This is a genomic window from Micromonospora sp. S4605, from assembly GCF_003176715.1.
Classification (GTDB): domain Bacteria; phylum Actinomycetota; class Actinomycetes; order Mycobacteriales; family Micromonosporaceae; genus Micromonospora; species Micromonospora echinaurantiaca.
The window spans coordinates 1-20,917 of record NZ_QGSW01000207.1 but is presented as its reverse complement, the minus strand read 5'-3'; the positions used below and the strand labels follow the sequence as shown (position 1 = coordinate 20,917).

At 74.4% G+C, this 20,917-nt stretch carries 16 protein-coding genes and 2 pseudogenes; 9 read left to right on the top strand and 9 right to left on the bottom strand.

All coding sequences use genetic code 11. From position 1 onward, the window contains the following. Positions 1-4 precede the first annotated feature (4 nt). Complete coding sequence (locus tag DLJ47_RS16940; protein ID WP_109900943.1) at positions 5-1,264, top strand: DNA polymerase IV; 1,260 nt, start codon at positions 5-7, stop codon at positions 1,262-1,264. A 115-nt stretch (positions 1,265-1,379) separates the two neighbouring features. Further along, on the top strand, positions 1,380-1,775 hold the full coding sequence (locus DLJ47_RS16935; protein WP_088992747.1) for a DUF3040 domain-containing protein: 396 nt from the start codon (positions 1,380-1,382) through the stop codon (positions 1,773-1,775). A gap of 337 nt (positions 1,776-2,112) precedes the next feature. On the opposite strand, the gene DLJ47_RS16930 is transcribed toward DLJ47_RS16935, so the two are convergent. Genes DLJ47_RS16930 through DLJ47_RS16920 form a run of 3 tightly spaced genes read right to left on the bottom strand, consistent with a single transcriptional unit; the run spans position 2,113 to position 6,959 of the window. Then, a complete protein-coding gene (locus DLJ47_RS16930) occupies positions 2,113-4,590 on the bottom strand; it encodes a transglutaminase TgpA family protein (RefSeq protein ID WP_109900942.1) in 2,478 nt (825 codons plus the stop codon). Positions 4,591-4,606: 16 nt separating this feature from the next. Further along, positions 4,607-5,905, bottom strand: coding sequence for a DUF58 domain-containing protein (locus DLJ47_RS16925; RefSeq protein WP_109900941.1), 1,299 nt, complete (start codon positions 5,903-5,905; stop codon positions 4,607-4,609). A 1-nt stretch (position 5,906) separates the two neighbouring features. Further along, positions 5,907-6,959: an AAA family ATPase gene (locus DLJ47_RS16920; protein WP_088992750.1), complete on the bottom strand. Its 1,053-nt coding sequence runs from the start codon at positions 6,957-6,959 to the stop codon at positions 5,907-5,909. 446 nt (positions 6,960-7,405) lie between these two features. Between DLJ47_RS16920 and leuS the strand changes: the two genes are divergently transcribed. Next, positions 7,406-10,246: a leucine--tRNA ligase gene (gene leuS, locus DLJ47_RS16915; RefSeq protein WP_109900940.1), complete on the top strand. Its 2,841-nt coding sequence runs from the start codon at positions 7,406-7,408 to the stop codon at positions 10,244-10,246. A gap of 108 nt (positions 10,247-10,354) precedes the next feature. Here the strand turns inward: leuS and DLJ47_RS16910 are convergent, their stop codons facing one another. Further along, positions 10,355-11,209 (bottom strand): ABC transporter permease subunit, encoded by an 855-nt coding sequence (locus DLJ47_RS16910; RefSeq protein ID WP_109900939.1) that lies wholly within the window; start codon positions 11,207-11,209, stop codon positions 10,355-10,357. After that, positions 11,206-12,117, bottom strand: coding sequence for an ABC transporter ATP-binding protein (locus DLJ47_RS16905; RefSeq protein ID WP_396774343.1), 912 nt, complete (start codon positions 12,115-12,117; stop codon positions 11,206-11,208). Before DLJ47_RS16905 ends, DLJ47_RS16910 begins: the two co-directional genes overlap by 4 nt. Before the next feature lie 132 nt (positions 12,118-12,249). On the opposite strand from DLJ47_RS16905, the gene DLJ47_RS16900 reads away from it, so the two are divergent. Together DLJ47_RS16900 and DLJ47_RS16895 are read left to right on the top strand one after the other, a co-directional pair. Continuing rightward, positions 12,250-13,467, top strand: a complete 1,218-nt coding sequence (locus tag DLJ47_RS16900; protein ID WP_146228106.1) for a sensor histidine kinase — start codon at positions 12,250-12,252, stop codon at positions 13,465-13,467. After that, the gene (locus tag DLJ47_RS16895) at positions 13,464-14,120 is read left to right on the top strand and encodes a response regulator (protein WP_109900937.1); all 657 of its coding nucleotides are present in this window, start codon (positions 13,464-13,466) and stop codon (positions 14,118-14,120) included. The genes DLJ47_RS16900 and DLJ47_RS16895 overlap by 4 nt, the downstream gene beginning before the upstream one ends. 240 nt (positions 14,121-14,360) lie before the next feature. Here DLJ47_RS16895 and DLJ47_RS16890 read toward each other — a convergent pair whose 3' ends face one another. The 4 genes from DLJ47_RS16890 to DLJ47_RS16875 are packed head-to-tail and all read right to left on the bottom strand — an operon-like array spanning position 14,361 to position 17,790. Further along, on the bottom strand, positions 14,361-15,149 hold the full coding sequence (locus DLJ47_RS16890; RefSeq protein ID WP_109900936.1) for a phosphotransferase: 789 nt from the start codon (positions 15,147-15,149) through the stop codon (positions 14,361-14,363). A 4-nt stretch (positions 15,150-15,153) separates the two neighbouring features. Then, positions 15,154-15,837, bottom strand: coding sequence for a TVP38/TMEM64 family protein (locus tag DLJ47_RS16885; RefSeq protein ID WP_109900935.1), 684 nt, complete (start codon positions 15,835-15,837; stop codon positions 15,154-15,156). Continuing rightward, a complete protein-coding gene (locus DLJ47_RS16880; RefSeq protein WP_109900934.1) occupies positions 15,834-16,553 on the bottom strand; it encodes a type 1 glutamine amidotransferase in 720 nt (239 codons plus the stop codon). The genes DLJ47_RS16885 and DLJ47_RS16880 overlap by 4 nt, the downstream gene beginning before the upstream one ends. Next, on the bottom strand, positions 16,543-17,790 hold the full coding sequence (locus DLJ47_RS16875; protein ID WP_109900950.1) for a MurT ligase domain-containing protein: 1,248 nt from the start codon (positions 17,788-17,790) through the stop codon (positions 16,543-16,545). Before DLJ47_RS16875 ends, DLJ47_RS16880 begins: the two co-directional genes overlap by 11 nt. A gap of 356 nt (positions 17,791-18,146) precedes the next feature. Here DLJ47_RS16875 and mraZ point away from each other — a divergent pair, with 356 nt between their 5' ends. From mraZ to DLJ47_RS16855, 4 genes and pseudogenes are all read left to right on the top strand, one after another. Further along, positions 18,147-18,578 (top strand): division/cell wall cluster transcriptional repressor MraZ, encoded by a 432-nt coding sequence (mraZ, locus tag DLJ47_RS16870; protein ID WP_109900933.1) that lies wholly within the window; start codon positions 18,147-18,149, stop codon positions 18,576-18,578. Between the two features lie 207 nt (positions 18,579-18,785). Then, positions 18,786-19,887 (top strand): annotated as a pseudogene (gene rsmH / locus DLJ47_RS16865) (16S rRNA (cytosine(1402)-N(4))-methyltransferase RsmH); the annotation flags it as partial. Continuing rightward, positions 19,883-20,488 carry a hypothetical protein gene (locus DLJ47_RS16860; protein WP_109900932.1) on the top strand — a complete coding sequence of 202 codons (606 nt, stop codon included), beginning with the start codon at positions 19,883-19,885 and terminating at the stop codon, positions 20,486-20,488. The pseudogene rsmH and the gene DLJ47_RS16860, both read left to right, overlap by 5 nt. Before the next feature lie 4 nt (positions 20,489-20,492). Further along, positions 20,493-20,917, top strand: a pseudogene (locus DLJ47_RS16855) (penicillin-binding protein 2); the annotation flags it as partial.

Genomic DNA, 20,917 nt, shown 5'->3' with positions numbered 1-20,917 from the left:
GGCAATGGGTCGGAGTCAGTCGTTGCCACGGGGTGGTGATCCCCGCTTCGGGCCGGACGCCGACGACTCCGGCTGCCCGATCCTGCACGTCGACATGGACGCCTTCTTCGCCTCGGTGGAGGTGCGCCGCCGGCCCGAGCTGCGTGGCCGGCCGGTGGTGGTCGGCGGGCTCGGCCCGCGCGGGGTGGTCAGTTCGGCCAGCTACGAGGCCCGGCGCTACGGCGTACGCAGCGCCATGCCCACCATGCGGGCCCGGGCGCTCTGCCCGGACGCGGTCTACCTCCCGCCCGACTTCACCCAGTACACGGCGGCCTCCCGGGCGGTCATGCAGATCTTCCGGGACGTCACCCCGCTGGTCGAGCCGCTCTCCCTGGACGAGGCGTTCCTCGACGTGGCCGGCGCCCGGCGGCTGTTCGGCCCCCCGGCCGCCATCGCCCGGCTGATCCGCGGGCGGGTCGCCGCCGAACAGGGGCTGACCTGCTCGGTCGGGGTGGCGCCGAGCAAGTTCGTGGCCAAGCTCGGCTCGACCCGGGCCAAGCCGGACGGCCTGCTCGTCGTACCGGCCGGGCGGGTGCTCGAGTTCCTCCACCCGTTGCCGGTGGCGGCGCTGTGGGGCGTGGGGGAGCGGGCCGCCGAGGCGCTGCGCCGGCTCGGCCTGAACACCATCGGTGATCTCGCCGAGGCGCCGCTCGGCATGCTGCGCCGCGCGGTCGGTGAGGCCTCCGCCACGCACCTGCACGAGTTGGCCTGGGGCCGTGACCCGCGCCGGGTCAGCCCGGAGCACGTGGAGAAGTCGATCGGCGCGGAGGTGACCTTCGACGCCGACGTGGCCGATCCGTTGGAGATCCGGCGCGCCCTGCTCGCCCTGGCTGAAAAGGTGGGCGCCCGGCTGCGTCGGGCCGGTCAGGTGGGGCGGACGGTGTCGCTGAAGGTGCGGCTGGCCGACTTCCGCACCGTCAACCGCTCCCGCACCCTCGCCGTGCCCACCGACACCGCCCGCGAGGTGTTCGACACAGTCTGGGCGCTCTACACCGCGCTCGATCCGGGCGACCGGATCCGTCTGGTCGGCGTCCGGGTCGAAGGGCTCGCCGGTGCGGCGGGCGCCCCGCGCCAGCTCACCCTCGGCGCGCCCGAGCGCGGCTGGCGGGAGGCGGAAGCTGCCGCCGACGCCGCGGCTGCCCGTTTCGGGCGGTCCGTCATAGGTCCGGCCAGTCTGCTCGGTGGCCGCGACGTGCGTCGAAATGAAAATCCCCGCCGGCCATAGGTCGTCCCGCTTTCCGACGCGCGACCCCCCTCGTAGACTTGCGGGTAAGCAGCCGGTTGGCTGCCACGGTCTGTCGGTCCGACCGGGCCGACCAACGTGACCGGGGAGGAGTGCCGTGCCGCTCTCGGAGCACGAGCAGCGGCTGTTCGAGCAGATCGAGCGGTCGCTTGCCGAGGACCCCAAATTCGCCTCGGCCGTGCGCGCCAGCGACCCGCGTTTCCACGCGCGGCGTCGCCTGCTCGTCGCTGCCGGCGTGATCATCGCTGGCCTGGCCCTGTTGGTCTACGGCGCGGTGATCAAGACTCCGCCGCTGGCGGTGGCGGGTTTCGTCGTCATGCTGGCCTCGGCCGCGTTCGCGGTGCAGTCGCACCGCCGAGCGCAGTCACCCGACCTGCACGTCGTGGGCGGTACGACGAGTCGTCGCCGTCCCCGCGGCCGTGCCGGTCGACGGCCGTCGATCCTGGACCGGCTGGAGGACCGGTGGCGGCAGCGCCCGGAGGGGCACCGCTGACGCCGACCCGCCGCTGAGGCGGGCGCCCCCACCGCTCCAGGCGGATCGCCGGGACGTCCCGGCGACCTTTGACGTTCCTCCCTGCCCCGACCCGCCGGCAGTCGGCACGCCGGTGCCCCGGCGAAACCGCGAGGTCAAGCCAAGCGGCCGGGCCCGTTTCGCGCAACCCGCCGCCGTCGCTCGACCGACTGGCAGGCCCGACGCGGCCCGTCCCGGGATTCCACCGGCGATGCGCGACGCGGCTCGCCGTCGCAGCGCAAGCTCGTGCGGGTGCCAGCGGGCCTCGCGGGCGTGGTCCGGGTGGGCGGCGGGGAGGCCGCCGCCCACCCGGCGCGGGTCAGCGGGCCATCCGGCTGGCGAGCAGGCGGCGCGGGCTCCAGCGCAGCAGCCGGTAGCGGACCCGTCCCGTCGCCGTCACCAGGCGGGACGAGGTGTCCGCCGTGGCGAGCCGCCAGCGCAGCAGCACCGACGGCGGGAGCACCGCCGCCAGCAGCCGGGTACGCCGGTCGGCCTGCGCGGCGAGCGCGCCGCGTACCGACCGCAGGGCCGGGAGCAGCCGCTCGCCGGTGAGCGGGTCCCGCGCGTAGCGGGCACGTTCCTCCGCCCGCCCGAGCAGGCGTACCGCCGTGACGGCCCCCGCGTCGGCGCTCAACGCCTCCCGGACCAGCCGGTCGGCGGTGGCCCGGGGGGTTTCGGTGCGGTCCACCCGGACCCGGTAGTCGACCAGCGTGTCGAGCAGTTCGTCCCAGGCCGCGTGGGCGTCCGCCCGGGCCCGGTCGGCGTCCGCGCCGAGCACGACCATCCGCGGCCCGTCGGCGGGCGCGTCGCCGCCCGCCGACCGCACCGTCGCCGGGGCGGAAGCCGCCGCGACGCTGCGCCGCCGGCGTAGCGCCAGCCGGCGCAGCGCCGGCAGGGCGAGCAGGACCAGCAGGGCCAGCGCGCCGCCCGCCCACCAGGGCCAGACCGGGGCCTGCTCGGCCGGCGCGGTGCCGCCCAGCGCCAGGCCGGAGTCCGGGTCCTCCTCCGGGGAGTCCGGGCCCTGCGGTCCGGCCGACGCCTCCGTCTCGCCCGGAGCGGCGGTGCTGCCCGGCTCGGCCGTCGACTCCTCCGGGGCGTCGACGTCCGGGGCCCAGGCCGAGCGGGTCGACCCCGCCACGCCGTACGCCGGGGTGGCGTCGAACGGCACCCAGCCCATCTGGTCGAAGTAGACCTCGGTCCAGGCGTGCAGGTTCCGGTTGGTCAGCGTGTACGTGTCGCCGGACCGGTTGCTGCCGTTGGTGAAGCCGAACGCCACCCGGGCCGGGATGCCGGCGGCCCGGACCAGCCAGGCCATCGCCGCGGCGTACTGCTGGCAGTAGCCGGCCTTGTTGGTGAGGAAGTCGAGGATGTCCTGGCCACTGGTGCCGGTCTCGGTGCTCAGCCGGTAGACGAAGCCGTTGTCCGCCGAGAAGTAGTCGTAGATCGCCCGGACCTTGTCGTACTCGGTGTCCGCGCCGCGGATCAGCCGCTCGACCAGCGCGTCGACCTCGGGCACGTCCGGCTTGATCGTGTAGTGGACCCGCGCCGGGTGGGAGGACCCCAGCTCTCGCGCCTGCCGCAGCACGCTCGGTGTGTACGTCAGCCGGACGTACTCGAACGAGTACTTCTTGCCGCGGGCGGACTCCCGGCCGGAGAAGACGATCTGGCGGTCGGCGTCGTAGAGCCACCGGTCGTTCAGGTCCTCGGTGCGAACCGGCTGGGCGTAGACCGGCAGCAGCGGCATGTCGAGGTTGTCGGTCACCTCGATGGTGGCCCGGTAGCGGTTCTGCCCGACACCCGACCGGAGGTCCCGCGTCGGGTCCGGCAGGTCCCGGTTGACCGGCCGGCCGCTGGGGTCGTTGACCCGGAAGCCGTCGTTGCTCAGCCGGTCGGCCACCCCGAAGCGCAGGTAGAACGGCTGCTGCTCGTTGGTGGTGACCTTGACCAGGTCGGCCACCTCGGACTGGTTCAGCTGCCCGCTCAGCGCGGCGAACAGGTTGATCCGGCCGGGATTGGTGCCGATCCCCGGCCGGCCGGTGCCGTTGCCGTTGCCGGCGCCGGTGCCGAGGGTGTCCAGCAGCCCGCCGGTCATCCCGGGCACGGCCAACGGCAGCACCACCGCCAGCGCCACGCCGACCACCGCGAGCCGCCGGCCGGCGGCGGCCAGCGGGCTGGACTCCCAGACGTCCACGTCCCGGCCGTCGCCGGTGAACCGGCGGCCGAACCGGCGTACCCGGTCGACGTTGTCGGTGACCAGCAGCCAGAGGTAGCCGGCGGCGCCGACGACGAACGGCACCGGCGGGACGCTGTCCACGTAGACCGCCACCGGCACCGAGTAGATGGCGAGCATCGGCAGCCCGGCCAGCGCCGGGCGGCGCAGCCCGACGGCGAGCACGTCGACCACCACGGCCACCCCGCCGATGCCGAGCACGGTGAGGAAGAGCAGCGGGTCGGTGTCCGGGACCTTCACGCCGTACGAGCGCATGTCCTGCATCGAGGCGGACAGTAGGTCGGCGAAGTGCCCGAAGGTGGCCGGGGTCGGGATGAAGGCGACCAGTTCGGTGTCGCCCGGGAAGAGCCAGGTCAGGGCCAGCGTCAGGCCGGCCACCATGGCCACCACCTGGGCCCAGAGCGGGAACCGGGCGAGCCGGGCCAGCGCGGCCACGGCGGCCACCACCGCCACCGCGATGGTGGCCTGGATCAGCCACGTCCAGCGTTCGAAGATGGCCGACAGCGGCGCGGCGGCGAGCAGCGTCGCCGCCGCGGCGACGAAGCCCAGGTTCCGGTGGGCGATCATGAGGGGAGCCTTCCGTTCATCGCATGCCGCCGGCCACCGTCTCGGCCAGCGCCGCCCGCAACGCGAAACCCTGCGAGCCCCGGGCGGCCTGCGGCCAGAGCGCCGGCAGCCGGCCGCCGTGGTCGACGCCGATCACCCGCCAGCCGCTCTGCAGCAGCGCCAGTGCGGCGGCGCCGTGCGCCTGGTCGGCCTCGGCCCGGGCCTTCTCCGGCAGGTTGAGCCAGGTGGAGCTGTGCAGCAGGAAGCCCACGCAGGTGGCGCCGTTGCCGCGCAGCCCGGCCAGCAGTTCGGCCTCGGCGGTGCTCAGCGAACCGAACAGGCCGATGATCAGGCCGCCGTCCGAGCGCTGCCGCACCCGCTGCACCAGCGTGGTGATCTCGACGTACTTGTCCAGCCGGACCTCGGCGAGGTGGTCCAGGAGCAGGCCGTCGCCGCTGACCTCGGAGGCGTCCACGTCCGCCCCCGAGCCGGTGACCAGGCGCAGCTTGTAGCCGGCCTGGCGCAGGTGCACGGCGATGCTCGCGGCGGCCGAGACCGCCCACTCGAAGCTGGCCGTCGGGCCGTCGCCGCGGTGGCCGTACGCCCGGGTGTCCAGCACCACGGTGGCCCGGCTCTCCCAGGGCTGCTCCTCCCGCCGCACCATCAGCTCGCCGGTGCGCGCTGTCGACTTCCAGTGCACCCGGCGCAGGTCGTCGCCCATCCGGTACTCGCGGGTGGCGGCGTCGTCCTCGCCGTGCACGGCCACCGACCGGGCCCGGCTGTCGCCGCTGCCGGCGTACTCGCCGGGCAGCCGCACCGACGGCAACGGGGTGACCTGCGGGATGACGGTCAGGTGGTCGGTGCTCGGGAAGGCGCGGCTGAGCTCGCACAACCCGAACGGGTCGGTCATCCGGACCACCAGCGGCCCCACCTCGTACCGGCCGCGCACGTCCGCCCGCACGGTGTACGCCACCGAGCTGGCCTGGTGCGCGCCGAGCCGCTCCAGCACCACCCGCGGCCGGCTGCCCAGCGCGTACGGCAGCCGGTCCTCCAGCAGCAGCGTGCCGGTCGGCAGGCGGGACATGTTCTGCAGCCGCAGCACCACCCGCGAACTGGCCCCGACCGGCACCCGGTGCGGGTCCAGCGACCGGTTGCAGGCCAGCTTGTAGCGGCTGCGCCCGACGTAGGCCGCGGCGAGCAGCGGCAGGATGGCGAGCAGCACGGCGACCCGGAGCAGGTCCTTCTCGCCGAGGATCGCCGACGAGATCGCGGCGGCGACCGCGGCCGCCAGGAACGAGCGGCCGCGGGTGGTCAGCCCGCGCAGCCCTTCGCGCACCTCACGGCCTCCGCGGCTCGTACGGCGGCCGGCCGTGGCCCTGGCCGGGCCGGGTGTCGTAGGGGGAGCGCTTGCGGTCGTGCGGCAGCGGCAGCCGGTGCACCAGCTCGGCGACGATGGCGTCGGTGGTGCGGCGGGCCAGCTGGGCGTCGGCGGTGGGGATGATCCGGTGCGCCAGCACCGGCACGGCGAGCACCTGGAGGTCGTCGGGGAGGACGTAGTCGCGCCCCTCCAGGGCGGCCACCGCGCGGGCGGTGCGCAACAGCTGGAGGGTGGCCCGCGGCGAGGCGCCCAGCCGCAGGTCGGGAGCCTCGCGGGTGGCGGTGACCAGGTCGATCGCGTACTGCTTGACGGCGTCGGCGACGTGTACCTGGCGGACGTGCCCGATCAGCCGGCGCACGGTGTTGGCGTCGGAGACCGGCCGCAGGTCGGTGAGCGGGTCGGTGGCGCCGTGCCCGTCCAGCATCGCCAGCTCGGCGCCCGGGTCGGGGTAGCCCATCGCGATCCGGGCGGTGAACCGGTCGCGCTGCGCCTCCGGGAGGGGGTAGGTGCCCTCCATCTCGATCGGGTTCTGGGTGGCGATGACCATGAACGGCGTCTGCAGCTGGTAGGTCACGCCGTCGACGGTGACCTGCCGCTCCTCCATGCACTCCAGCAGCGCCGACTGGGTCTTCGGCGAGGCGCGGTTGATCTCGTCGCCGACCACCAGGTTGGCGAAGACGGCGCCCGGGCGGAACTCGAAGTCGTGCGTCTCCTGGTTGTAGACGCTGACCCCGGTCACGTCGCTGGGCAGCAGGTCGGGGGTGAACTGGATGCGGCGCACCGAGCAGTCGATCGACCGGGCCATCGCCTTGGCCAGCTTCGTCTTGCCGACGCCCGGCACGTCCTCGATGAGCAGGTGGCCCTCGGCCAACAGGACCGCCAGGGCGAGCCGCACGGTGGCGGTCTTGCCCTCGATGACCTGCTCGATGTTCGAGACGATGGCTTCGCTGGCGGCGCGGAACTCGTCGTGCGGCAGCAGACCGCCCACCTCGTCCCAGGTCTGTTGTGTCACGGGCCTCCTCCTCGTCGCCGATCACGGCAGCTCTGTATAGAGCACCTGGACCCGCCGTTGGGTTCGCGACGCCGAGCCTCGTCTGCCGCAGAAATCTCACTGGCCTCTCAGGCTAACCATGTTTGTCGTGAACGCCGACCCCCGCAGGTGGACCGCCGGTTACGCCCCGAATATTCGCCGGGACGGGGGACGAGCGACCGCGCACCGCCGTCCCGACCCGTGGTGGCGGACGCCGGCCGGCCCGGGGCTGGGGGTACACTGCCGTCATGGCCGGAGTCTTCCTGCTTCTTACCGAGCCGTGCTGATGCGCTGAACGCGCGACAGCACGGCGGCCCCTCATGCGTGAGGGGCTTTTTTGTGCCCGTCGCCGGCCGGCCCGGCGTTCCGGGCCACCGCACCCACCAGACAGCACGAGACCACCGCGCCGAGCGACGCGAGGAGACGCCATGAGTGAGGCAGCCGCACCGGCCAGCGACATCCCCCCGTTCCGGTACACCGCGGCCCTGGCCGACGAGATCGAAAACCGCTGGCAGGACTTCTGGGAACGGGAGGGCACCTTCCACGCCCCGAACCCGACCGGCCCGCTGGCCGACCCCGACCACCCCCGGTCAGGCGCCGAGAAGCTGTACGTGCTGGACATGTTCCCGTATCCGTCCGGGGCCGGGCTGCACGTCGGGCACCCGCTGGGTTACATCGGCACCGACTGCTTCGCCCGCTACCAGCGGATGGCCGGGCGCAACGTGCTGCACGCGATGGGCTTCGACGCGTTCGGCCTGCCCGCCGAGCAGTACGCGGTGCAGACCGGCACCCACCCGCGGACCACCACCGAGGCGAACATCCAGCGGTACAAGTCGCAGCTGCGCCGGCTGGGGCTGGCGCACGACGAGCGCCGCTCGGTGGCCACCATCGACACCGACTTCTACCGCTGGACCCAGTGGATCTTCCTGCAGATCTTCAACTCCTGGTACGACCCGCAGGCCCGCAAGGCCCGGCCGATCGCCGAGCTGATCAGTGAGTTCGAGGGGGGCACCCGGCCCACCCCGGACGGCCGGCCGTGGGCCGAGCTGACCGTGGCCGAGCGCCGGCGGATCGTCGACGACCACCGGCTGGCGTACGTCTCGGAGGCCCCGGTGAACTGGTGCCCGGGGCTGGGCACCGTGCTGGCCAACGAGGAGGTCACCGCGGACGGCCGCTCGGAGCGGGGCAACTTCCCGGTCTTCAAGCGCAGCCTGAAGCAGTGGATGATGCGGATCACCGCGTACGGGGACCGGCTGCTGGACGACCTGGACACCCTGGACTGGCCCGAGGCGATCAAGCTGATGCAGCGCAACTGGATCGGCCGCTCCCAGGGCGCGCACATCGACTTCCCGACCCCGGTCGAGCCGATCCGGGTGTTCACGACCCGGCCGGACACCGTCTTCGGCGCCACCTACATGGTGCTGGCGCCGGAGCACGAGCTGGTCGACGCGCTGGTGCCGGCGGCCTGGCCGGAGGGGACGAAGGACGCCTGGACCGGCGGGCACGCCAACCCGCGGGCGGCCGTCGAGGCGTACCGGAAGGCGGCGGCGGCCAAGACCGACGTCGAGCGGCAGGCCGAGACCAAGGAGAAGACCGGCGTCTTCGTCGGGGCGTACGCCACCAACCCGGTCACCGACGCGCAGATCCCGATCTTCATCGCCGACTACGTGCTGGCCGGCTACGGCACCGGCGCGATCATGGCGGTGCCCGCCCAGGACGAGCGGGACTGGGAGTTCGCCGAGGTCTTCGAGCTGCCGATCGTGCGGACCGTGCAGCCTTCGGAGGGCTTCACCGGCAAGGCGTACACCGGGGACGGGCCGGCGATCAACAGCGCCGCGCCGGACCGCGGCCTGGACCTGAACGGCCTGGGGGTGGCCGACGCCAAGGCCCGGATCATCGAGTGGCTGGAGGCCGCCGGGCACGGCCAGGGCGCGGTCACCTACCGGCTGCGCGACTGGCTGTTCAGTCGGCAGCGCTACTGGGGCGAGCCGTTCCCGATCGTGTACGACGAGACCGGCGCGGCGATCGCGCTGCCCGAGGAGATGCTGCCGGTCGAGCTGCCCGAGGTGGACGACTTCTCGCCGAAGACGTTCGACCCGGAGGACGCCGACTCGAACCCGGAGACGCCGCTGTCGCGCCGCCGCGACTGGGTCGAGGTGGAGCTGGACCTGGGCGACGGCCCGAAGCGGTACACCCGGGAGACCAACGTGATGCCGCAGTGGGCCGGCTCGTGCTGGTACGAGCTGCGCTACCTGGACCCGACCAACGCCGACCGGTTCGTCGACGCGGAGAACGAGCGGTACTGGATGGGCCCGCGCTCCGCCGGCGACTGCGGCGGCACCGACCTGTACGTGGGCGGCGCCGAGCACGCCGTGCTGCACCTGCTGTACGCCCGGTTCTGGCACAAGGTGCTGTACGACCTGGGTCACGTCACGTCGTTCGAGCCGTTCCGCAAGCTGTTCAACCAGGGCTACATCCAGGCGTACGCGTACACCGACGCGCGCGGCGCGTACGTACCCGCGGAGGAGGTCGTCGAGCGCGACGGCGGCTTCTACCTGGGCGACACCCAGGTCAACCGCGAGTACGGCAAGATGGGCAAGTCGCTGAAGAACGTCGTCACGCCGGACGAGATGTGCGCGGCGTACGGCGCGGACACCTTCCGGGTCTACGAGATGTCGATGGGCCCGCTGGAGGTGTCCCGGCCGTGGGAGACCCGGGCGGTGGTCGGCTCGTACCGGTTCCTGCAGCGGGTCTGGCGGGCGATCGTCGACGAGCAGACCGGTGAGTCGCGGGTCACCGACGACCCGGCCGACGAGGCGACCCGGCGGCTGCTGCACAAGGTGATCGACGGGGTCCGCGGCGACATGGAGGCGATCCGGTTCAACACCGCGATCGCCAAGCTGATCGAGCTGACCAACGGGCTGACCCGGCTGCCGGCGACCCCGCGCGAGGTGGCCGAGCCGCTGGTGCTGATGCTGGCGCCGTTCGCACCGCACATCGCCGAGGAGCTGTGGCGGCGGCTGGGGCACGACACCTCGCTGACCTACGTGGACTTCCCGGTGGCCGACCCGGCGCTGCTGGTGGCCGAGACGGTGACCTACCCGGTGCAGGTCAACGGCAAGGTCCGCGGTCGCGTCGAGGTGCCCGCCGACGCGGCGGAGGAGACCGTCCGCGCGGCGGCCCTGGAAGCGGTCGCGTCGTCGCTGGCCGGCAGGGAGCCCCGCAAGGTCATCGTGGTCGCCGGCCGGATGGTCTCCGTCGTCGCCTGACCCCACCCCTGGCTACGGGCTCGTAGTTTCACGGAAAGAGTGGCTATTCCGCGCGGAATAGCCACTCTTTCTCGGTAGGAGCGGGCGCAGTTGGGGTGGGGTGGGGTGTCAGGGGTCGCGGCGGTGGACGACGGCCACGGCGACCACCGTCGCGGCCAGGGACCAGCCGGCGAACGCGAGCCAGGAGCCGGTGACGGTGGCCGGGAACCGGTCCGGGTGCAGGACGTCCGGGTGCACCTCGATCAGCCGCTGCCAGGCGGGGACGGGCAGCACGTGCCGGAGTTCGGCGATCCACCGGTGCTTGTCGCTGTCCACCACCAGCGGCAGCAGCACGAGCACCGCGGTGGCCGCCACGACGGCACCGGCGGCGTGCCGGATCACCGCGCCCAGCCCCATCCCGATCAGCGCGCAGACCGGTACCAGCAGGGCACTGCCCAGGACCGCCCGCGCCACCCCGGGTTCGCCGATGGACCAGCCGGCGTCCCGTCCGGACAGGATCGCCTGGGACACCCAGAACGAGCTCGCCGCGGTGACCAGGCCCAGCACGAGCATCACGGCGGTCAGCACGGCCGCCTTCGCGGCCACCACCGAACGGCGGGCGGGAACGGCGGCGAACGTGGCCCGGATCAGCCCGCTCTGGTACTCACCGACGACGGTCAGCGCGCCCACGCTGGTGGTGGCGAGCATCAGCAGCAGGTAGCCGGCCTCGGGGAAGGCGTCCCGCACCGGCCCGTACAGGTGGAACATCTCCCGCGTCCCGTCCGGGTACCGCGGCCAGTTCCGGTAGTCGGCGAGGCTGGCGTGCACGCTCACCCCGACGACGAAGAGGAACACCAGCGGCAGCGTCCACCGGGTCGAGCGGAGCGACCACAGCTTGATCCACTCTGCGGCGAGCAGGTCGCGGAACCGGGCCGGGGCGTCGGTCACGGCCGCGCGGGCGGGCAGGGGCGTCACGGTGGTCATCGGGTCTTCCCTCCGGTGTACTCGACGCTGGCGGCGGTGAGTTCCATGAACGCCTCCTCCAGGGAGGCCATCCGGGTGGTCAGCTCGTGCAGCGCGATCCGGTGGGCGAGCGCCAGGTCGCCGATCCGCTCGGCGGTCAGGCCGGTCACCAGGAGCCCTCCGGCGTCGTCCGGGCGCGCGGTGCCGCCCTCGGCCGCCAGCACCGCGGCCAGCGCCGCCGCCTCCGGCGTACGGACGGCGACGCTGGTCCGGGTGCCGCGGGCGGCGAACTCGGCGAGGCTCTGCTCGGCGATCAACCGGCCCCGGCCGATCACCACGAGCCGCTCGGCGCAGTTCTCCATCTCGCTCATCAGGTGGCTGGAGACGAACACCGTCCGCCCCTCGCCGGCCAGCCGCCGGAACAGGTCGCGCACCCACCGGACCCCCTCCGGGTCGAGCCCGTTGAACGGCTCGTCGAAGAGCAGCACCGGCGGGTCGCCGAGCAGCGCGGCGGCGATGCCGAGCCGCTGCCGCATGCCGAGGGAGAACCCGCCGATCTGGCGCCGGGCCACCCCGGCCAGCCCCACCTCCCGCAGCACCTCGTCGACCCGGGCCCGGCCGATGCCGTTGCCGCGGGCCAGCGCGGTCAGGTGGGCCGCCGCCGACCGCCCGCCGTGCACGTCGCCCGCGTCCAGCAGCGCGCCGGCGTGCCGCAGCCCGCGCGGCCGGTCGGCGAACCGGACGCCGGCCACGGTGACGGTGCCGCTGGTCGGCCGGGTGAGACCGAGGATCATCCGCAGGGTGGTGGACTTGCCGGCCCCGTTCGGGCCGAGGAACCCGGTGACGTGACCGGGTCGGACGGTGAGGGTCAGGTCGTCGACGGCCGTGGTCGGGCCGTATCTCTTGGTCAGGGCGTGGAGTTCGATCACCTGACCCACGCTGCCGGGCCGGGGCCGCGCCGGCGTCGCGCCGGCGGCCACATCCGGCGGCCGCGCACCCGCCCCGGGGCGTACGCCTGTGGGCCGATGCCCGGCCGCGGGCCCGGTGGCTACCGTGTCCGCATGCACGTCACCCTGCCGCCGCCACGCGACGCCCGGTGGCTGGCACGCGTGGTGCTGCCGTGGGTCGGCGTCGCGCTGCTGCCCGTCGCCCTGCTCCTCGCCCCGTCCCTGGCGTCCAGCCCGATGGGGATCGGCTTCGGCGACTGGTGGCTTGCCGAGCGCTACCTGGTGCCGCTGCTGGTCCTCGGCCTGCCCGCCGGACTGCTGGGCCGCCGACCGCTGCTCGCCCTGGGGCTGATGCTGGTCGCGGCGTGCGTGGTCACCGTGATCGTCCACGTCCCGGAGAACGGCTACCTGCGCGACATCTGGTACGCCCAGTTCCTCGGCATCGACCTGGTGGTCGGGCTGGTCGCGGCGCACCGGTCCCGGCGCGTCTCGGTGCCGGCGGCGCTCGTCGTGCTGGTGGCGCAGGTCGCGGTCAGCTTCGTCAACCCGGCCGACGACCCGTTGAGCCGGGCCACCCTCTCCGTGCTGGCGGTGCTCACCGCGTGGACGGTCGGCGACTCGGTGCGGGCTCGCCGCCGGCACGCCGACGCGCTGCGGGACCACGCCGCCGCCGAGGCGCTCACCGCCGAACGGCTGCGCATCGCCCGGGAACTGCACGACATGGTGGCGCACAGCATCGGGGTGATCGCCATCCAGGCCGGCATGGGCGCGCGGGTGATCGACAGCCAGCCGGCGCAGGCCCGGGCGGCGCTCGCCACCATCGAGGCGACCAGCCGGGAGACCCTGGCCGGCCTGCGCCGTACGCTCGGCGCGCTGCGCCGCCCGCAGGGGGAGCCGGCGGCGCTGGACCCGACGCCCGGCCTGGCCGACCTGGACCGGCTGGTCGCCGCGGCGGCGGACGCCGGGGTCCGGGTACGGCTGCACCGGCGGGGTCCGGCCGTTCCGCTCCCCGCCGACCTGGACCTGGCCGCCTACCGGATCGTGCAGGAGGCGCTCACCAACGTGGTCCGGCACGCCGGCACCGCCGAGTGCCGGGTCACCGTGACGCACGGCCCGGACGAGCTGACCGTGGCGGTGGTCGACGACGGCCGGGGCGGGCCGGTCGGCGGTGAGGGACACGGCATCGTCGGCATGCGGGAGCGGGTCGCACTGCTGGACGGCCGGTTCCACGCCGGCCCGCGCCCCGAGGGCGGCTTCCGGGTCGAGGCCCGGCTGCCGGTCCCGCCGTCCGCCGCCGCCGAGCCGGCGGCGGCCACGGAGGCGGCCCGGTGACCGTCCGGGTGCTGCTCGTCGACGACCAGCCGCTGGTCCGCGCCGGCCTGCGCGTGCTCATCGCCGAGGCGGCGGACCTTGACGTCGTCGGCGAGGCCGGCACCGGCGCCGAGGCGGTCCGGCTGGTCCGCGACCTGGCGCCCGACGTGGTGCTGATGGACCTGCGGATGCCCGGCACGGACGGCATCCAGGCCACCCGGACGATCACCGCCCACGGCGGCCCGACCCGGGTGCTGGTGCTCACCACCTTCGACGACGACGAGCACGTGCACGCCGCGCTGCGCGCGGGCGCGAGCGGGTTCCTGGTCAAGGACATGGCGGTGGACGACATCCTGGCCGCGATCCGGGTGGTGGCCGCCGGCGACGCGCTGATCGCACCGGCCGTCACCCGCCGGCTGATCGCCGAGTTCGCCCGCCGGCCGGAACGGCTCACCCCCGGCCGCAGCCTGGCCGGTGTCACCGAACGGGAGCGGGAGGTGCTCACCCTGGTCGGCCGGGGGCTGTCCAACGCGGAGATCGCCGCCGAGCTGGTGATCAGCGTGGCCACCGCCAAGGCGCACGTGGCCCGGCTCTTCGCCAAGCTCGGCGCCCGGGACCGGGTGCACCTGGTCATCGCCGCCTACGAGGCCGGCCTGGTTACCACGACGGGGTGACCAAGCCGGACGCCCCGGCGTGCCCGGCTGCGGCCCGGCGCGGAAACTGCGCGCCGCGCTGCCGGCCGAGCTGGCTGCCTCGGCAGCAGGACGTGCGGCGGAGCAGCGCGGCCCGATGATGCCTGATCGGCGTGATGACTCTGGGGCATATCTATGCCTCAGAGTCATCACGCCGGTTGGGGCGCGGGCGGGGCGTAGGTCCACGTGCGCCCGTTGGCGGGTCGACCTACGGCCGGCGGATCAGTCGCGACCCAGCGCGGCCAGCACGGCCGGGCGGTGCCGGAGCAGCCAGTCGTGCCAGCCGTGGACCAGCCGGACGACTCCGGCGGCCCGCAGCCGGCCCATGCCGGGCTCGTTCCGGTCGGCGCCGGCGTCGATGCCCCGCCAGGTGCCCTCGATCTGGTCGAGCATCACCTGGAGCAGCTCGGCCCCGGGCAGCGGCGGGCCGTCCGCGCCGGTGTAGGCGGCGCGGAGCAGGGCGGTCCGGCGGCCCAGCTCGGTCGGGTCGGCGCCGTCGCCGAGTTCGGCCCAGTGCCAGGCGGCGAAGGCCACGTCCTCGATCCGGCGGCCCGGCCCGGCCCGGTCCCAGTCGAGGAAGGCGACCGGCAGCAACCCCTGCGGGGTGTGCCGGTAGACGGTGTTCTTCGGGGACAGGTCGCCGTGGCAGACCGTCTCGGCGTCGCCGGCCAGCGGGCTGCTGGCGCACGCGTCGTGCAGCCGCCGGATCAGGCCGGCCAGCCGGACCAGCGCCGGGTCGGCGAAGTATCCCGGGTCCTCCCGGTCCCGCCAGGGCACCTGGCCGTCGAGGTAGCTGAGCACCTGCCGGCCGTGCTCGTCGGTGCCGAGGTGGCGGGGCGCGAGGTCCGCGCCGGCCCGCTCCAGGTGGCGCAGCAGCGCCGCCACGAAATTGGCGTTCTCCGGGGGCGTACGCCGGATGGTGTCGCCGGCCCGGACCACCTCGGCGATGAAGCCGCCCGGCAGGCGTTCCTCGCCGGTCGGGTTCGGGCCGTCGCCGCGATCTGGTGGCACGGCGTCAGCTCAGACCCGGGCGGCGCTGCCGCTCGGCGCGCCACCAGCCGCGGATCAGCACCACGCTGGCGACCAGGCCGAGCGCGGCGGGGGTGGCGGCGAACCAGTTGACGTCGCCGGGGGAGGTGACCGCCGCGCCCACGGCGGCGTAGCCGAAGGCGGTCGGGGCGGAGGCGAGCACGCTGCCGGCGAGGAACGGCAGCATCCGGGCGCCGGTGGTGCCGTAGCCGTAGCTGACCAGCCCGAAGCCGGCGATCGGCAGCAGCCGGACGGTGACCACCCCGAGCACGCTCTGCCGGGCGAACCAGTGGTCCAGCCGGGCCAGCCGGCCGCGGACCCGCTCGGCGACGAAGTCCCGGCCGAGCAGCCGGCCGACCGCGAAGCCGAGCGCCGCGGCCAGCAGCGCGGCGCAGAGGGCGTACCCGGCGCCCTCGAGGGGACCGAAGATCGCCCCGGCGGCGAGCGTGATGAAGGTGCGCGGGACCAGCGCCACCAGCAGCAGCGCCCCGCCGAGGATCGCCGCGACCGGGGCCGCCGTGCCGAGCCGGTCGGCCAGCCGAGGCAGCTCGGCGACGTCGGGGCGGGGGGCCACCAGCAGCAGCGCCCCGAACCCGGCGAGCAGGAGCAGCAGCAGGAGAAACCGGACGGCCGACGGCTGCCCCCGCAGCCGCCGGACGGCGCGGATCATGCTCGGGCGGCGGCCACCGCGGCGCGGCGCTCGGAGCGGAGCCGGTGCGACCAGGTGTCGTCCAGTGGCGGCAGCTGGTGCACGCCGGCGGCCCAGCGCAGCAGCAGGTCGGCCAGGGCGGGGTTGCGGGCCAGCGCCGGCCCGTGCGAATAGGTGCCGAGCAGCTTGCCCCGCCAGGCGCCCTCGGTGGCGCCGTCGTTGCCGATGCCGGCGGTCACCCGGGCCAGCGGGGCGACCTCCGGGCCGAGGTGGGTACGGCCGCCGTGGTTCTCGAACCCGCTCAGCGGGGGCAGGCCGAGCCGGGGGTCGATGTCGCCGGCCAACTCGCCGACGGCCCGGGTCGGGCCCCGGTCGGAGGAGAGGTCGAGCAGCTCCAGACCGCGGTACTGGGTGCCCTTGGCGAAGAAGGAGGTGCCGAGCAGCTGGTAGCCGGCGCAGACACCGAACACCACCGACCCCTGGGCGACCGCCCGGTGCAGCCCGCCGTCGGCGATCAGCCGCTGCGCGCCGAGCGCCTGCGGACCGTCCTCGCCGCCGCCGATGAGGTAGATGTCGGCGGTGGCGGGCAGCCGCTCGTCGGAGCGGACCTCCAGCACCTCCACCGGCATCCGACGCTGGCGGGCGCGGTGGGCCAGGATCAGCGCGTTACCCCGGTCACCGTAGGTGGAGAGCAGGTCGGGGTAGACCCAGACGATGCGCAGGCTCTCAGTTGACACGGTCCAACTCCGCTCGGATGTCCTGGAACGCTGTGTAGTTCGCGATGACCTCCAGCCGCCCCGGCGGCGCCGTCCGGACGGCCTCGTCGAACGTCCGCACGTGCTGGAACGGCACCTGGTTGACGTCCAGCCGCACGGCCAGGTCGTACGCCCGGTCACCGGTGATCAGCACCTGCCGGCCGCGCAGTGGGGAGAAGTCGACGTCGAACAGCCATGAGGTGTCCAGCCCGTCGGGGTCGCGAGCGTTGATCGACAGGAGCGTCGGCGCCTCGTCGGCCATGTCGAACGCCTCCAGCCAGCTGGCCGGGTTCTTCGCCAGCAGCAGCCGGATGTTGCGCCCGTCCCGCTCCACCTGCGCGTAGCGGCCGGCGACCGAGGCGACAGTGCCCAGCTGCAGCACCGCGTCGACCGGGCGGACGCCGAACTCGGCGGCGACGGCCAGCGCGGTGGCCGCGTTGCCGATGTTGACCTTGCCGGGCAGTTGGAGCTTGACCTTGTGCCAGGCACCGGTCGGGTCGACCACGCCGTCGTCCTCGACCGTCCACTGCGGTTCCGGCCGGCGCAGCGGGCAGCCGCTGCACCACCACTGCTCGCCGGAGCGCTGGATGGTCGAGCCGCACTCGGGGCAGACCCAGGAGTCGTCGTGCCACCGCTGCCCGGCGCTGAACCAGGTGACCTGCGGCGGCTTGATCCGGTGGTCGTGGTTGGGCGGCGGGGACGCGGCCCACACCACCATCGGGTCGTCGGCGTTGGCGACCACCCGTACGTCGGAGTGCTTGACCAGGGCGGCCCGCCAGAGCTGCGCCATCATGGCGACCTCCTTGGCCCGGTCGAGCTGGTCGCGGGAGAGGTTCAGCAACGCCACCACGTGCGGCTCGGTGGCCTCCAGCACCTGCGCGAGGTAGTGCTCGTCCACCTCCAGCACCGCGTACGGGGTGCTGCCGGCCTTGGCCAGTGCGGAGGTGTGCCCGGTGGGCATGTTGGCGCCGAAGGAGTTGGTGGCGACCCGGCCCAGCACGCCGACCGCTGCGGCGGCGAGCCGGGTGGTGGTGGTCTTGCCGTTGGTGCCGGAGATGAGCGCGATGGCGCGCCCGGCCGAGAGGTGGGCGAGCAGATCGGGGTCGATCTTCAGGCCGATCCAGCCGCCGATCACCGAGCCGTCGCCCCGGCCCGCGGCCCGCGACAGCGCCGCGGCCGTCCGGGACACGGAGCTGGCCACCTTCGCCCGCAGGGGCATCTTCGCGTCCGTCACGCGAGCGAGGTTACCGGACCGGCGCCCCCGCCAGATCGCCGCCGAGGGCGAACCGTTCGGCCGGGGTGGCCCGGCGGGTGGGCCGGATCGCGCTCAGCCGGATGGAGTCGATCTATGTCGGAAAGCGGACGCGGCCGGTGGGCCCCTTTCCCCCTCCACTCCGCTCCACCCCTTCTGACGTGCGGTTTTGCCCGCAGGACGGGCGCGCCACGCGGGCGTTTCTGGTTGCAGGTGGAGGGAAGTGGAGTAGAGTGGGGCCCAATGGTGAGGCCGGGAGGGCCCACCGGCCCGGGGGGTCAGCGGCGCCGCGAACGCCGCTCAAGGGCGAGGGGGTTGGGCCGATGTTCCTCGGCACCCACACCCCACGCCTGGACGACAAAGGCCGGTTGATCCTTCCGGCGAAGTTCCGGGACGAGTTGGCGGGGGGTGTCGTGATCACCAAAGGGCAGGAGCGCTGCCTCTACGTCTTCCCGATGCCCGAGTTCCAGCGGATCGCGGAGCAGTTGCGCGCGCAGCCGATGACCAGCAAGGCGGCCCGGGCCTACAGCCGGGTCTTCTTCGCCAGCGCCCACGACGAGGTGCCCGACAAGCAGGGCCGGGTGACCATCCCGGCCCACCTGCGGGAGTACGCCGCGCTCGACCGGGACCTGGTGGTGATCGGCGCGAGCAGCCGGGTGGAGATCTGGGACAAGGCCGCCTGGGAGAGCTACCTCGCCGAGAGCGAAGACGACTTCGCCGACATCGAGGAGGGGGTGCTGCCCGGCGGACTGTAGGGCGTGACGGCGCCCGACGTACTGCGAGATCTCCAGCCGCTTTCGAGTTCCTGGCACCCCTTCCCCGGTGCCAGGCGCACGATCCAGTGGGAGGGCCGCGGCCTCCGGCGGGCGGGAGCGGATGGGGATCTGGCGGTACGACGGCACGGCGTCGTCCGACGGCAGGACGCGGACGGAAGAACCGGTAACCAACCAGTGGGGGTCGACATGGGGGAGCTACGCGGCACGCACGTGCCGGTGCTGCTCGAGCGGTGTCTCGAGTTGCTCGCCCCCGCGCTGGGCCGGGGTGGCCGGACGGTCCACGTCGACGCGACGCTGGGTCTGGCCGGCCACGCCGAGGCGGTGCTGCAGGCGCATCCGGAGACGGTGCTGATCGGCCTGGACCGGGACACCGAGGCGCTCGCCCACGCGCGCGTCCGGCTGGCCCGCTTCGCCGACCGGGTCCACCTGGAGCACGCCGTCTACGACGAGCTGCCCGAGGTGCTCGACCGGCTGGGCTACCCGGGCATCGACGGGATCCTGTTCGATCTCGGGGTCTCGTCGTTGCAGCTCGACGCGCCCGACCGCGGGTTCGCGTACGCGCAGGACGCGCCGCTGGACATGCGGATGGACCAGACCCGGGGGGTGACCGCCGAGGAGGTGGTCAACACCTACTCCCACCCGGACCTGGCCCGGGTGCTGCGGGTCTACGGCGAGGAGAAGTTCGCCGGCCGGATCGCCTCGGCGATCATCCGCGAGCGGGAGCGGGCGCCGATCACCTCGTCCGCCCGGCTGGCTGAGCTGGTCAGGGAGTCCATTCCGGCACCAGCCCGACGAACCGGGGGACACCCGGCAAAGAGAACGTTTCAGGCTTTAAGGATCGAGGTAAACAGGGAACTGGCGGCGCTGGAGACGGCGCTGCCGGCCGCGCTCGACCGGCTCAACGTGGGCGGCCGCATGGTGGTCCTGTCCTACCACTCGCTGGAGGACCGGCTCACCAAGGCGGCGCTCGCCGAGCGGGTGCGCAGCAAGGGCCCGATCGACCTCCCGGTCGAACTCCCCGGGTCCGGTCCGACGTTCCGGCTGCTCAGCCGGGGCGCGGAACTGCCGGGGGAGGTGGAGGTCGCCGCGAACCCGCGCGCCGCTTCGGTGCGGTTGCGGGCCGCGGAGCGCATCGACCCGAACGCCGAGCAGCAGGGGCGGACCGACCGCGAACGGTCCCGCCGCCGCGTCAAGGCGATGCACCAACCGGGAACGGGATCGACCGCGGGAACCGTGGTGGACCCCGGGGGACGGGACAGGGACGGACGTAGAGGGGGAGGGACATGAGCATAGACAAGCGCGACCGCCGGGACGTGACCGGCGGCGGGCAGCGCGCACCGCGGTCGGGGGGCCGGACCGCGGCGGAGCGGGCCACGCGCGTCGGCACCGGCGCTCCGGGTACGGAGCGGGTGAGCCGGCTGGCGGAGACTCGCGCCCGGGGGGCGCGCGAGTTCCCGACCCAGGGCAGCGCCGCGCTCCGGCCGGCGGAGCGGGCCACCGCCACGGCGGCCCGGCCGCCGCGGCTGCGGGTGGCACCGCCGCCGCCGGTGCGGGTGCCGCGGGCGCCGTTCGCGGCGCTGATCGTGGTGCTGGTGGTCGGCGGGGTGCTCGGCATCCTGCTGGTCAACACGAAGATCAACGAGAACGCCTTCCGGCTGGAGCGGCTGCAGCAGCAGCAGGCTCAGCTCGACCTGGAGCAGCAGCAGCTGAAGAAGCAGATCGCCGACGCGGAGGCGCCCGGCAACCTGGAGGCCGCGGCCAAGGGGCTCGGCCTGGTCGAGGCGGGCGAGCCGGCGTACATCCGGCTGCCGGACGGCCAGCTGATCGGCGTGCCGCAGCCGGCCGACGGCGAGCCGTCGATCACCAGCCAGCAGGGCTCGGGGGGCTAGGACGGTGCCCCCGAGATCGGACGAACCGCGCCGGGACGCCACGGGCTCCCGGCGCGGCTCGTCGCGTACCAGCGGTGGCCGGGGCACCGACCGCACGGCCGAGCCCGGCGTCGGCGGGATCTCCGACGCCCGGGCGTACACCCCCCGGGGGCGCACCATCCGGGAAGGCGCGGCCCGGGCCGACCGCGAGGAGCGGGCCGGCCGGCCGGAGCAGCGGCGCACCCCGCGCAGCACCCGCTCCGGCGACCCGTTCCGGCCCGCTCTCCAGGTGCTCGACGGCGGCCGGACCGGGGCCACCCGGGCCGGCCGGCGGGACGCGGCCGGCGGCCGGTCGGGTGTCGTCCGCACCGTCACGCCGCGCGCCCCGCGCGCGCCCAGGGACGACGAGCCGCCGGCGACGCCCCGCCGGCGCGCCACGCCGCCGCGCAC